A 12988-nucleotide genomic window follows, 5' to 3' on the forward strand; every position below is an offset into this window, starting at 1 on the left:
GGCGTGGACCTCAAAGCCGTGCGGGCCTTCGTCGCGATCGCCGATGCCGGGCAGTTCCAGAAGGCCGCCGTGGACCTGTCGCTCACCCAGCAGGCGGTCTCCAAGCGGATCGCCGCGCTGGAGAGGGACCTGGGGGTGCGGCTGCTGGTGCGTACGCCGCGCGGCGCGGAGCTCACCATCGACGGGCAGGTGCTCCTGCCGCACGCCCGGGCCCTGCTCCAGGCGGAGGAGCGGGCGGTGGCAGCCGTGCGCCCCGGGGAGCGCGCGCTGCGGGTGGACGTCGTGGGGCGCCGGGTGGCCACGGCGGGGCTGGTGCGGGACTTCCACCGGGCGCATCCGGAGATCGCCCTGGACGTCGTCACGCTCTTCGACGCGGATACGGCGGTGGCCGCCGTGCGGGACGGGGCCGTCGACGCCACGTTCCGTGCCGTCACCATGCCCGGGCGCCGGCTCCCCGACGGCATCGAGGCCGTCCCCGTCCTGGACGAGCCGCTGCGCCTGTGCGTCGGCCCCGACCACGAGTTCGCCCGAGCCGCCTCGGTGACACCCGCGCAACTGGCCGGGCAGAGGATCTGGATGCCGGGCAACGCACCCGGCACGGAGTGGTCGGCCTACTACGACGAACTCGCCGAGGCCTTCGGCCCCGCCATCGACACGATCGGTCCCAACTTCGGCATCGAGGCCCTCCTCGACACCATCGCGGGTTCCCCGACCCTGGCGACCTTCCTCAGCGAACGAACCCCGCTGGTCTGGCCGGCCGACCACGACCTGCGCCTCGTGCCCCTGCGTGACCCGACCCCGGTCTACCCGCACTCCCTCCTCTGGCGCACGGACAATCCGCATCCCGGCCTGGCGGCACTGCGCGACCACCTGCTGGCGACGCGCCCGCGGCTGACCGAGGGGGAGGTCTGGAAACCGGCGTGGGCGGTTACTCGGTGACGTACGTCAGGAACGACGCCCAGGGGCTCGCGCCGAACACGAGTATCGGGCCGTCGGACTGCTTGCTGTCGCGGACGGGGACTGTGCCAGGGTGGTTGTCGGCTACCTCGAGGCAGTTGGTGCCACCCCCGTCGCTGTAGGACGACTTGCGCCACACGGCGGTGGTGAGGTCAGGGGCTCGGTTCATTCTCTGCACTCCTCCAGAAGGCGCTTGATGAACGCCGTCGACTCCACGGGAGTCAGCGCCGCGTCCCTGACGCGATCGTAGGACAAACGGAAGTGCAGAACCTTGTCCGGATCCTGGATCAGCGCACCAAAACCGTTGCCCTCCGTCCAGGCAACTGGATCGCCGACGCGCTGCCAGAAGAGCCAGAGGTGACTGTCCATGAGGTCGTGCACCCCGACCGCGAAGGGCAGTACCTGGATCGCGACGTTAGGCAACTCGGCCGCATCCAGGAGGTGTGACAACTGCTCCGCCCACACCTTCGCGTTGGGAACGGGCCGCCGCAGAGCCGCCTCGTCCAGGATCACGCGTACGTCCGGTGCCGACTCACGGAAGAGCAACTCCTGCCGCCCCATCCGCGCGGCCACCTGTTCCTCGACGTCCTCACTGTTGCCTGCTGTTGTCTGGGCGCCAGACAACCCTGACAACACCGCTCGGGCGTAGTCCTCGGTCTGCAAGAGACCCGGCACGCGCAGCTGGAACATCCACATGATCTGGGCCGTGGCCTCAAGGTCCATGAACGCCTTGTACTTGTCCTTGATGACTTCGCGGCGTGCGTCCCGCCATTCACGAACCAGCAGGTCACCGGACCCGTAGTAGCTGTCCAGGTCCTCCATGACCGCCCGTTTGGAGAGTCGCTCCCCCTTCTCCAAGCGGCTCAAGTAGCTCTTGTCGTACCCGGTGTCCTCGGCCAACTGCCCGAGCGACTTGCCCGCCTGCTCCCTCAGGAACCTCAGCGTCCGGCCGAGTGCAGCCCGCCCCGACTCCCGCTCCCCGTCAACCACTTCGCCCACGTCACCCCTCACCGTTGCCTGGAGCGCCAGGCAACACCTGGCCCCTTCCGCAGCGTACGTGCGACCAGTGACCATCAAGGCACGAACGGTAATCACCGCTCGTCACACCCCTGCCTCCTGCCCTGAGAAGGGACACCCCCGTGCGCCTGCGCATCGCTGAACTCTGCGAGTCGGTCCTGCTCCTCCTCGTGCGGATCCTGCTGCCCGCCCGGGGGCGTCACCGGGCGGTGCCGGCCCAACGGTCGTGGACCATCCCCCACTCCCCGCCGACATCCACACCCCAACCCCTCGATGTGGAAGAGCCCCTGGTGATGGACACCCCGCTCGTAAGGCCGTACCTCCGCACCGTGGAGGTGTTCGTATGAGGCTGCTCCCCTGGACCGGCACCGACGGCAAACCCTGCTACCTCAGCACCGACGACCCGGACAGCCTCCTCTCACGGCTCGCCGACGACGTCGAGGCCGCTCAACTCGCCTCCGCCGAACAGGTCCTCGCAGGCGCCCAGGCCGTACTCCGCGACACCGGGGCCGGTGAACGTGCCGTGCGTTTCGCGCTGGTCAGGACGTTGGAGTCGCTGGGGGACGTGCTGCGCGTCGCGGTCAGTCGTGGGGAACGCACCGACCCCAAGTCCCCGACCGAATACGGCACATGAAGACCCGGCAACCTTTTCGCGCCCAGCGGCAACCCACCCCCGGACCATCCCCCCGCATGGAACGGATTCGCCGCATGAGTGAGCTGCGCAGCAAGCCCCGGCACCGCAGAAGCCGCACGGCCCTGGCGGTCGGTGTCCCACTGGCCCTGACCGCCGCCGGCACCCTCGCCTACGGCACCGACCTCGGCGTCCTCGGCTCCACCGCCCAGCAGGCCTCCGCCGCCGCCCCGGCCTGGGCCGCCGACACCGCCGACGGGTTCGCCTCCGTCAACTCCCTCGGCCAGAACGGGACGTACGGCGGCCGGGACGGCAAGACCGTCACCGTGAAGACGCAGGCCGACCTGGAGAAGTACGCCACGGCCAAGGAGCCGTACGTCATCGTCGTCGCCGGCACGATCAACATGAACCCGGTCGGCAAAGAGATCAAGGTGCAGTCCGACAAGACCATCGTCGGGTCCGGGACCTCCGGGCACATCGTCGGCGGCGGGTTCTTCCTCGGGTCCGGGGTTCACAACGTGATCATCCGGAATCTGACCATCCGGGACGCGTACCAGGGCATCTGGAACGACAAGGACCACGACTTCGACGCGATCCAGATGGACGGCGCGCATCACGTCTGGATCGATCACAACGATCTGCGGCACATGGCCGACGGGCTCATCGACGTCCGCAAGGACAGCACGAACGTCACCGTCTCCTGGAACAAGCTGAGCGACAACAACAAGACCTTCGGCATCGGCTGGACCGAGAACGTCAAGACCGACATCACGATCCACCACAACTGGATCCGCGAGACCGAGCAGCGCAACCCGTCCACCGACAACGCCGCCCACGCCCACCTCTACAACAACTTCCTCGAGGACGCCCCGGGCACGGACATCAAGTCGTCGTACGGCAACTACTCGCGCGGCGCGACGAAGATGGTCCTGGAGAACTCCCTCTTCAAGGGCGTCATGAACCCCGTCATCAAGGACAGCGGCGCCGCCATCGTCCAGCGCGGGAACTCCTTCTCCGGCACCAGCGGGCGCAACGAGAGCGGCGGGACCGCCTTCGACCCGAAGGCCTACTACCGGTACACCCTCGACAAGGCCGCCGACCTTCCGTCGATCCTCAAGTCCGGTGCCGGGCCCCGCGCTTCCATCGGTACGACTGCCGCCTCCACCAAGGCCGCCAAGGCCACCACCCTCACCGTGGCCAAGGACGGCAGCGGGCAGTACACGACCGTGCAGGCCGCCGTGAACGCCGTACCGGCGAACAATCCGTCGCGGGTCGTGATCGCCGTCAAGCCGGGGACGTACCGGGAGTTGGTGAAGGTGCCGTCCAACAAGCCGCACGTCACCATCCGGGGCACCGGCAGCAGCCGCAAGGACACGACGATCGTCTACAACAACGCCTCGGGTACGCCGAAGCCCGGCGGCGGCACGTACGGCACGGGCGGCAGCGCGACCGTCGCCGTCGAGGCCGACGACTTCCAGGCCCGCAACCTGACCATCTCCAACGACTTCGACGAAGCGAAGAACCAGCACCTCAGCGGGCAGCAGGCCGTCGCGCTGCGGACCGCCGCCGACAAGGTGTTCCTGGACGGGATCATCGTCAGCGGCGACCAGGACACTCTGCTGCTCGACACCGCGTCGAAGGACCGGCTGGGCCGGGTCTACGTCAGCAACTCCTACGTCATCGGCAACGTCGACTTCATCTTCGGGCGGGCCACGGCCGTCCTCGACAAGTCCATCATCACGCTGAAGAAGCGCTGGAACGGCACCTCGGCCGGTTACATCGCCGCCCCGAGCACCGCCGCGAACCGCAGGGGCATCCTGATCGCCAACTCCACGGTGAACGGGGACGTTTCGGCCGGCAGCTTCTACCTCGGGCGGCCCTGGCACGCGGGCGGTGACGCCACGCTCGACCCGCAGGCCACGGTCCGCAACACGAACCTGAGCAACGCGATCAAGTCGACCCCGTGGACCGACATGAGCGGCTTCTCGTGGAAGGACGACCGGTTCGCCGAGTACGGCAACTACGGCGCGGGTGCGGGTCCGGCGAGTACCAACCGGCCGCACCTGAGCGACGCGCAGGCCGCGAACCAGGAGGTCGTGGACTGGCTCGCGGGCTGGACGCCTTCGGCGTCCTGACGGCTCCCTTCCGGGTCCGGCTGACAAGCGGCGCCGGACCCGGAAGGGTCACCATGGTGATTCCCGTGGGGACGTCTACTGCTTCCAGGCCCAGTGCAGCCGGTCCAGGCCGCTCTGGTTGTTCACCTTCAGGCTGAGGTTCGTGCCCGTGCCCTGGAGCGTGGTGAGGGAGTAGGTGTCACCGTTGCGCAGGCCGGGCCAGTAGACCGAGCCGAGGCCCAGGTCGCGGATGATGTCGGTCGCGGCCTGGATGTACGCGACCTCGTTGGAGCCGTTGACCGGGCCGTTGTAGTCCAGTCCGGTCGTCATCGAGGCGCCGAACTCGTCGAGGATCGTGCGCGAGGCGCAGTCGCCGATGCGCGCCTTGAAATCCTGCTTCCACTGGTCGACGCTGGTCCAGTCGGTGTGCCAGAAGCCGTAGTTGTGCAGGGCGATCCGGGTGCCGTCGAGGCGCGGGTCCGCGCAGACCGGCTTGACGTCCTCGCTGTACTTGTACCCGCCGATCAGCATCCGGTCGCGGGGCACGTTGCGGTGGGTGGTCACCCACTTCGCGGCGATGTCGGTCCACTCCTTGGCGGTGTAGCCGAACGGCTCGTTCATCGGCTCGAAGTACACCTTGGAGTTGCCGGCGTAGGCAGAGGTGATCCGCGCCCACATCTGGTCCCAGGAGGCCTGGTTGTCGATCTTGCCGTCCTTGGCGTTGTCGGCCTCCCAGTAGCCCAGGATGACCTTGAAGCCCTTGGCGGTGGCGGCGTCGATCGCGCCCCGGTACGACTTCCAGAACGGGCCGTTCACGGAGGTCGGGTTCACCGGGAGGCGGACGGTGTTGGCGCCCAGCTTGGAGAACCCGCCGATGATCGCCCTGGACTTGGCGTAGGTCGTGGCGTAGCCGTCGGAGGTGGACAGGCCCGAGGGCACGACCGCGTCGTCGGCGTAGTTGTCGCGCGGGTCGGCCCAGTTGACGCCCTTGAAGTCGCTGACGGGCGGCGGGGCGGCGGGGGAGGCGGCGGCGGGGGAGGCGAGAGCCCCGCCGAATGCCGTGGCACAGGCGAGCAGCGCCCCCAGACCGGCTGTCCCCCGATGAGTCTTTCGTGGCACGACGTCCCCTTCTGAGCAGTTGCGTCCGCGGAACTCGCATACAGATCGGCGGCTCGTTGGCTCCCGCAAACTAGAAGAGGACTCCAACAGAGGTCAACACATCTGCACACCAAATCTCATCAAGAACGCTGATCAGCAGCGGTCTCTCCCGCCTCACGGACCGGCCGGAGCTCCCGACAGCGGTCCCGCCAGTCGCGTGTACGACCCACTCCGGGCGAGGAGTTCCGCATGGGTGCCGCACTCCATCAGCTGACCGCCGTCCACGACCAGCACCCGGTCCGCGTCCGCCGCCAGGCTCAGGTCGTGGGTGATCAGGATGGTCGTACGGCCGGACATGAGACGGCGCAGCGGCCGGACCACCTGGCGGGTCGCCAACGAGTCGAGACCGGCCGTCGGTTCGTCGAGGACCAGGACGGGGGCGGAGCGGAGTATCGCCCGGGCGATGGCGACGCGCTTGGGCTGGCCGCCGGAGAGGCGGCGGTGCCGGGGGCAAGGGGAGTGTCGTAGCCCCCGGGCAGCGCCCTGATGCGGAATCACGCCCGCGGACAGATCGTAGAACCGGGTCAGGAGCTTGGACAGCGTGGACTTGCCGGCGCCGCTCGGGCCGGTGACGACGACCAGTTCGCCGGGCGCGGCCGTGAAGGTGGTCCCTCCAGGGAGTCGCGGTCCGCCCCCGGGTAACGGAAGGTCACGTCGTGGAAGCCGACCCAGCCGTGGACCGGTCAGGGAGTGACCGGGGCTGGCGGGTCGGTGACGGCCGGGCGGGCGTCCAGGATTTCGCCGAGGCGCTGGGCACCGGCGGTGGCCGAGCTGATTGCGGCTGAGACGGATTTTCAGGCGACCCGGGAGCCGAACCACAATTCACACAGAACTTACGCGCGCATCCGCAGTCAGCGATGCCAGCAACTGCTCGGCACCCCGCTTGGCTTCTGGGTCGTACCCGTCCCCGTCGATCACGGCACGAAGCAGGCGCACGGCCTTTGGCCGGAACTCCCCACCCAGGCTGAGCAGGTCCCTGACGTCCCGGCCGCGGTCCTCGGCAGTCGTCCACGGGCTGGTGATGAGACCGGCCAGGATGTCGGCGGCCGACATCCGGTGCCTGCCGCCGACCGTGACCATGAAGCGGGCCAGGTCGCGGTGGTTACCGGCGACGACCAGCCGGCCACGGGCGAATGCCTTGAAGACCGCCACCGCTTCGTCGGCGTACGGGCCACCGAGTCCGGCCAGTTCCTCCGCTGCGTGCACACGGTCCGGGCGGGATGTCGAGCGGCGTCTGATGAGACCTTTCAGGATCCCGGCCGCCGCGGGCTCGTGCGTCTCCCCCAGCGCGGTCAGGAGGCCGGCCAGCGCGATGCGGTCGCCGGCACGGGTCCACGGCCGTCTGGCCGCCCTGCGGATGGCCCGGGCGCTGGCATCGGCATGCGACTCACCCAGATCGACCAGGATGTCCTCGGCGAGGCTCCTGTTCCCGCTGGTGGTCCAGTCCATCCCACCGGAACTGCGCCGTGTGGCAATCCTGCAGACCACTCGAGCCACCTCTGCGGCCCGTCGACTGTCGAGGCAGAGCAGGGCGCGGGCGGCCAGCAGCCGTTCGCTGCCACTGGTCCGACGATCGGTGACGAGGGCGAACAGGACGGCCGGATCCGTGGGCACATGGCTGCCACCGAGCGCCAACAACGCCCGTGCGGCGTTCCGTCGGGGCCTGCTGTCGCAGTCAGGGCGTTCGAGGTCGGCCCGCAACCCGGTCACGATCAGATCCAGCCAGGGTTCACCGAGAGAGTGAAGCCGCTGTGCGATCTGCTCCCGCTGCTCCGCATCCAGCCGGGAATCGCTCAGTCGGCGACGCAGGGCGGCTGCTGTCTCCCCGACCTGACCACCACCTGTTCCGCGCAGGGCCTGCAGCGCCTTCACCGCGTCACCCGGCTCGACCTCATGGTCGGCCACAAGGTCCTGCCAGAGCGCCGGATCGCTCACCGGCACGGGCACCTGGAGCTCGAGCAACGCGCGTGCCGCGACGAGGCGATCCTTCCGCGCCGTCCTGGTGTCCATGAGCCGGGACCGGATCCTCCGGACGGTCGTTTCCCGTTCTGAAGTGCCGAGCCTTTGCAACGCCACGGCAGCCCTTGCCCGTTCATGGGGGCTGCTGTACCGGTCGACGAGCACGGAATACAGCGCACACGCCACCTCGTCGGCGGTACCACTTCCGGCCTCCGCCATGAGAGCCGCAGTGCGCAGGCGCAGCGCCGGGCTGGTCCGGCGGGCGGCCAGGATGCGCCGCCAAGCCGTCAGCTGATCCTCCGGCGTTTCCTTCGGCGCGCTGTCAATGATCTGCTGCGCCACCCTGCGCGCGCTTTTACCGCTGTCACGCGCTTCGAGGATGCGTTGCGCCCGATGACGTGCTTCTTCCGCGTAGGCGCCGCCCAGCCGTGCCAGATACCCCCCTACGTAGGCGCGGTCACGGGTTTCCAGGGTGACGTCGTCCATGATCGCCCGGCAGGCCCGGGCAGCGTACTCCCTGTGCTGAGGGGGAAAGTGGGTCAGCTCCATCGCGGACAGTGTCCGTTGCAGTGGATCGACGTTCGGGTCGGCCGCGATGTCCTGGAGCACCTGTGCGGCCGGGTCGGCGTACGCCGGGCCGAGCGAGGCGAGCTGACCGGCGGCGTGCCGACGGAAAGACGAAGGGCTGAGGGGATCGGACACCAGGTCCCGGATCACCTGAGCCGCGACCGGGCGGTGCCCTTCACCGAAGCGGGGCAGCGCCATGGCGGCGGAAAGGCGGTGGTCACGGTCCAGCAGGGAGTCGCCTGCGATCTCGGTGAGGAGGCGCGCGGCCTGAGCGGCGTGGTTGTCACCGAGTTCCGCAAGGAGGGTGGCAGCCTGCTGCCGATCGTAATCCTCGGCCCGCTGGTGGCTCAGGACGGCCCGGAGAATCGTAGCGGCCTCGTCCGCTTGCTCCGGGTGGCTGTCGAGCAGGGCGCTCGCCGCGTGCCGTAGGTCCACCACGCTCGCGTTCAGCGTTGCGGAGATCCTCACAAGAGCCTGCGCGGCATCCGCCGGACGGTGGGCCATCAGTGCCGTGGCGGCCTTCACCTGGTACGGCGTTCCGGCACGATACGCCCGGTCAAGGAGGTGGGCCTCGATGGCGGGGTGCCGAATGCCGGACAGCATCTTCCAGACGGCAGGGCCGGACCGCGCCTCGGCGATCTCCAGAAACCGCTGATAGTGGGTGTCCTCGGCCGGGCAGCGCCCCGCCAGTAGAGCGCTGGTCAGGTCCTGGGTTCCGCATCCTTCCGCCAACAACCATTCCAGCAGCCGCCGTCCGCCGGCCCGGTGACGGTGGCAGTAGTGGACGAGCGCGTCCCGGTGCAGAGCGCTGAGCGGATGGCCTGTGTGGCCCGACGCGGCCAGCAGGCTGGTACGCCAGCTCTCGTCCCGGAGATCGAAGGCCTCCGGAAGACCCGCGGCGAGTACTTCCGCCGCCAGATGTTCGGCGAACGTGGTGTGCAGGAACTCCACACCGCTGCCTTCCCGCACCACCAGCCCCGTCGTCAGGAGCGCGTCCATGACGGCGTTGGACCAGCCGTCGAGGGGCGGGACCGCACCGAATCGCTGGCCCTGCTCGTCCGTGGCGTGCTCCTCCCACCAGCGCAGCGCCGCCCGCAGGAGGTCCTGTGCCCCGTCGGCGACCCGGGCGTGGGCGAGATGGAGCACCAGTTCCTCGAGATGCTCCCTGAGCCAGCCCACGGCACCCCGGGCGCGCGGCACACCGTCGGCGCGGGCCATCAGCCGTCGCCACCCCTCCTCCGCCCGATCGCGCTTGGCTGCCAGCAACTGCATCCGGAACTGCTCGTACAGTCCCCAGCGGTGGTCCGGCAGCGGAGTCCCGGGCGCGTTCTCGAAGACGATGGCGGTGACGGTCGCCAGCAGTGGATTGCGCAGCAGATCGCTCAGTCCGCCCTCGTCCAGCTGGCGGAGGAAGTCCTCGGCCAGCTCCGGGCAGCCGGAGTCCGTGAACCACGTGCGGGCGAAGTCCTCCAGACGCGGCCGGCTGAAGGGGTCCAGGCGGTAGGTGGGGAAGCCGGCCTTCTTGAGTACCTCCGTGGCCTCGGGGTCCGGGCGGGTGGTGAGCAGCATGCACGGCGCGTCGGACGCGTCGCTCCCGGCATGGTCGGCCAGGCGGTGGATGAGCCGACCGCGCTGGTCGTGATGCACCTCGTCCAGCGCGTCGACCAGGACCAACCAGCGGGCTCCGGGCGGCAGCCGCGGCAGCGTGCCGTCTCCGGTGTCGAGACCGGTGGCCCGCGCCACGGAGCTCTCCAGCGAGTGTCCGGTCTCGGCCAGCCGCGAGGCGGTGACCAGGAGGGGGACCAGAGCACCGGATGCGCTCGGAGCCGTGCGGACGGAGCCGCCCATGTTCAGAGCGCAGCTGTTCAACAGCGTGGACTTCCCGACGCCCGGCCCGGCCTCGACGAGCAGATGGCCGCCGGTGCCACGGCCCATCACTTCCGCCAGGACGTCCTCCAGCCGCTGCGGTGGCCCGGCCTCCCGCGCACTGCTGGTCGCGGTCCCGCTCTCCGCGCTCTCCCGCCCCGCCGCGCCCTCCGCCTCCCGGGCCTCTGGCCGGCTCAGCACCTGTCGGACGTACACGGCGGTCAGCCGACGCGGACGTCGGTCCTGCCGGAAGCGGTACGGAAGCTCGTCCGCCTCCTCCCGCTGGCGGTCCAGCACCGCGCCAACGCCGGACGGCAGCCAGTGCGGGGGCGCAGTGGCAGGAGGGGCGACCTGCCGGGCCGGGAGAGGGGACGCCTCGACACCGTGCTCGGCGAGGACTCTCCGGAACTCGGGGTCCCGCAGGTCATCCAGGCCGGTTCCGGTCAGAACCCTGCGGTCACCAGCAGGGCGATGGCTGGTGACAACACCGGCCAGCAGCCCCTCCGAGACGGTGAGGATGCCCGCTCCCGAGTAACCGGACCACGGCGATCCGCCGGCGGGGGACGGCCACGGATCGCTCGTACCGACCGCCATCTGTATCTGGTGAGCGGTGCGGTCCGATCCGAGCTGGATGGTTCCGTTCATCTGATGGCTCCGCGGCTGGGCCTCCTCCAGCGTGAACTGCGGGAAGCCGACCGCGTGCACCGCGATCTGCCCCATGTCACACGGCAGTTCCGCGAACCGGGCCGGTGGCAGCGAGCCCCGCTCCGCGTCCAGCACCAGAAGGGCGAGGTCACGACCGGGATGCGGCACCACTGTCCGGACCACGGCACGGCGAGCCGACGCCACGGTCCGTATCTCGTACCGCCTGGTTCCGTCCCGTACCGCGTGCGCGGCGGTGATCGCCAGGTCACCCACCAGCAGGAAGCCGGACCCCATCAACCGCGGCCGCCCGTCGTCTCCCGTACCGACGACCTGCGCAACCCGCTCGAACCGGCCCGTCATGCCCAGCACCCGTCAGCCCTGGGTGCCTCAGTCCGGCAGAGAGACGGGGGTCGCCCCGTCCATGCCGGTGAGCACCCGGCCACCGTCGGATGTCTCCGCCTTCAGCTGGAGCGACACTGTATGCGTGGTGGACGTGCTCCCGGACGCCTTTCCGTCCGCCGACAGGACCCAGAACTTCACCCCGCCGCCGCCCTCCCGGGCCTGGGTGACCGTCACCTGAAGATCCAGGTTGACGTTTTCCACGTGCAACCGGACAGGCTGCCCCTGTGCCTGGAGCGCGGCTTCGCCCAGCTCGTCCCGGAGCGCCTTCAGCGCGTCCGCGAGTCTGATCTCCATGTTCCCCTCCCCCGCCGGGGCGCTGCCCAGGCACTCCTGCTGTCGCTGTCAGGCATGGTAAGTGCCCTGTAGGACAGGAGGATCGGATTCCACGTGCTCACCGCCCCAAGGTCAGCCCCGAGCCCGACACCCGCACCCGGATGCCGTCCTCCTCCACCCGTACGTCGTCCAGCCGTACGTCCCCCTGCTCCGGCTTCGGCAGTTCGAACGCGAGCGCCAGCCGGTCGGCCAGGACCGGGCGGGTCAGGCCGGACAGCTCGTCGAGGAGGTTGGGGTCGAGGCCGAGGCGGCGGAGCACGTCGGGGTTGTCCAGGGCCAGGTCGATGAGGTTGAGGCGCTCGGCCTGGCGGGCGAACTTCGGGGAGCCGGTCAGCTCGGCGAGCTTGCCGTCGTCGGCCAGGGCCTCGCGCACGGTCGCCTCGGGCACACCCATCCGCTGCACGATGGCCGGGACCGAGAGCAGCGCCTTGGCCTTGCGGGTCTGGCGGGAGAGGTCGGCGGTCCCCTTGGGGGTCAGGTGCAGGCCCTCCGCGGGGCGGGTGCCGGGGCGGTAGGTGGCCAGGTCTCCGATGTCGAGCCGCATTCCGCCGATCTCCGTGGCGATGCCCCGCTCGCCCTGCCGCTGTATCCGGGCCTCGGCGCGCAGCCGCAGGTCGTGTCCGGCGACGGGCAGGGTGCCGCGGGCCCGGACGCGGTCGCGGCCCTCGCCGGTGAACGTCACCTGGGAGGCGCCCAGTTCGCGGTTGAGGTCCTCGAAGGAGAGCAGGACGTCCCCGTCGAACCGGGGGACGTGGGCGCCGCGCACGGACGTGAGACCGTCGGCCTCCAGCCGGATGTCGTGCGCCGTGGCCGACACCCTCGCCAGCGAGACCCGGTCGGCGGCGACGTCCGGGACGGTCACCTTCACCGACTCCAGTCGCTTGTCGGCGAGTTGGGTGAGGAAGGGGAACCCGCCGATCTCCACCTCGGGCGCCGCCGCGAGGTCGAGTCGGTCCTTGAGCGTGTCGGCGGCCCGGTGCTCGGCGTACAGCAGGGCCCAGCGGTCGGCGAGGGCGACGAAGGCGGCGAGCACGACGAGCCCGACCACCGCCTTGATCGCGAGCGGCAGTCCGGCGAAACGATTCCGCCGACGCCGGCCGCCACGACGGTGGTCGGGCGGCGACCACTGAGGTTCCTGCTCGTCCCGCCGCTCGGCGTCCTCGCCGAGGAAGTCCTCCAGAGGGGTCTCCTCCAGCGGGCCGTCGTCGAGTGCGCCGAGTTCGTCGTAGGGGTTGCGGGGCTGCTCGGAGCGGTCGTGGGGAAGGTGTTGCGTGTCTACGCGGTGGGGGGTGCGCATCGTCTCATCCGACCATGCGCACCGCCCCTGCCCGCAACTTGA

10 protein-coding genes and 1 pseudogene are annotated in these 12988 nt (G+C 69.9%); 4 read left to right on the forward strand and 7 right to left on the reverse strand.

Going from position 1 to position 12988, the window contains the following annotated elements:
• The first annotated feature begins 3 nt into the window (after nucleotides 1–3).
• Nucleotides 4–939, forward strand: coding sequence for a LysR family transcriptional regulator (locus ACZ6TU_RS37345; protein WP_467681414.1), 936 nt, complete (start codon nucleotides 4–6; stop codon nucleotides 937–939).
• On the opposite strand, the gene ACZ6TU_RS37350 is transcribed toward ACZ6TU_RS37345, so the two are convergent.
• Together ACZ6TU_RS37350 and ACZ6TU_RS37355 are read right to left on the reverse strand one after the other, a co-directional pair.
• Nucleotides 929–1126 carry a DUF397 domain-containing protein gene (locus ACZ6TU_RS37350; RefSeq protein ID WP_467681415.1) on the reverse strand — a complete coding sequence of 66 codons (198 nt, stop codon included), beginning with the start codon at nucleotides 1124–1126 and terminating at the stop codon, nucleotides 929–931. The genes ACZ6TU_RS37345 and ACZ6TU_RS37350 overlap by 11 nt on opposite strands.
• On the reverse strand, nucleotides 1123–1956 hold the full coding sequence (locus ACZ6TU_RS37355) for a helix-turn-helix domain-containing protein (protein WP_467681546.1): 834 nt from the start codon (nucleotides 1954–1956) through the stop codon (nucleotides 1123–1125). Before ACZ6TU_RS37355 ends, ACZ6TU_RS37350 begins: the two co-directional genes overlap by 4 nt.
• A 140-nt stretch (nucleotides 1957–2096) precedes the next feature.
• On the opposite strand from ACZ6TU_RS37355, the gene ACZ6TU_RS37360 reads away from it, so the two are divergent.
• The 3 genes from ACZ6TU_RS37360 (at nucleotide 2097) to ACZ6TU_RS37370 (ending at nucleotide 4740) form a co-directional block, all read left to right on the forward strand.
• Nucleotides 2097–2321, forward strand: a complete 225-nt coding sequence (locus tag ACZ6TU_RS37360) for a hypothetical protein (protein WP_469553249.1) — start codon at nucleotides 2097–2099, stop codon at nucleotides 2319–2321.
• Complete coding sequence (locus ACZ6TU_RS37365; RefSeq protein ID WP_469553251.1) at nucleotides 2318–2608, forward strand: hypothetical protein; 291 nt, start codon at nucleotides 2318–2320, stop codon at nucleotides 2606–2608. Before ACZ6TU_RS37360 ends, ACZ6TU_RS37365 begins: the two co-directional genes overlap by 4 nt.
• A 74-nt stretch (nucleotides 2609–2682) precedes the next feature.
• The gene (locus ACZ6TU_RS37370) at nucleotides 2683–4740 is read left to right on the forward strand and encodes a pectinesterase family protein (protein WP_469553252.1); all 2058 of its coding nucleotides are present in this window, start codon (nucleotides 2683–2685) and stop codon (nucleotides 4738–4740) included.
• A 75-nt stretch (nucleotides 4741–4815) separates the two neighbouring features.
• Here ACZ6TU_RS37370 and ACZ6TU_RS37375 read toward each other — a convergent pair whose 3' ends face one another.
• From ACZ6TU_RS37375 to ACZ6TU_RS37395, 5 genes and pseudogenes are all read right to left on the reverse strand, one after another.
• Nucleotides 4816–5838, reverse strand: a complete 1023-nt coding sequence (locus ACZ6TU_RS37375) for a glycoside hydrolase family 5 protein (RefSeq protein ID WP_467681423.1) — start codon at nucleotides 5836–5838, stop codon at nucleotides 4816–4818.
• Nucleotides 5839–5991: 153 nt separating this feature from the next.
• A pseudogene (locus ACZ6TU_RS37380) lies at nucleotides 5992–6653 on the reverse strand (ATP-binding cassette domain-containing protein); the annotation flags it as partial.
• A gap of 46 nt (nucleotides 6654–6699) precedes the next feature.
• The gene (locus ACZ6TU_RS37385; RefSeq protein WP_469553254.1) at nucleotides 6700–11274 is read right to left on the reverse strand and encodes a trypsin-like peptidase domain-containing protein; all 4575 of its coding nucleotides are present in this window, start codon (nucleotides 11272–11274) and stop codon (nucleotides 6700–6702) included.
• A gap of 27 nt (nucleotides 11275–11301) precedes the next feature.
• On the reverse strand, nucleotides 11302–11610 hold the full coding sequence (locus ACZ6TU_RS37390; protein WP_467681427.1) for a trypco2 family protein: 309 nt from the start codon (nucleotides 11608–11610) through the stop codon (nucleotides 11302–11304).
• A gap of 97 nt (nucleotides 11611–11707) precedes the next feature.
• Nucleotides 11708–12946 carry an LmeA family phospholipid-binding protein gene (locus ACZ6TU_RS37395; protein WP_469553256.1) on the reverse strand — a complete coding sequence of 413 codons (1239 nt, stop codon included), beginning with the start codon at nucleotides 12944–12946 and terminating at the stop codon, nucleotides 11708–11710.
• Nucleotides 12947–12988: the final 42 nt, after the last annotated feature.

Source organism: Streptomyces sp. NPDC052064 (assembly GCF_055585925.1).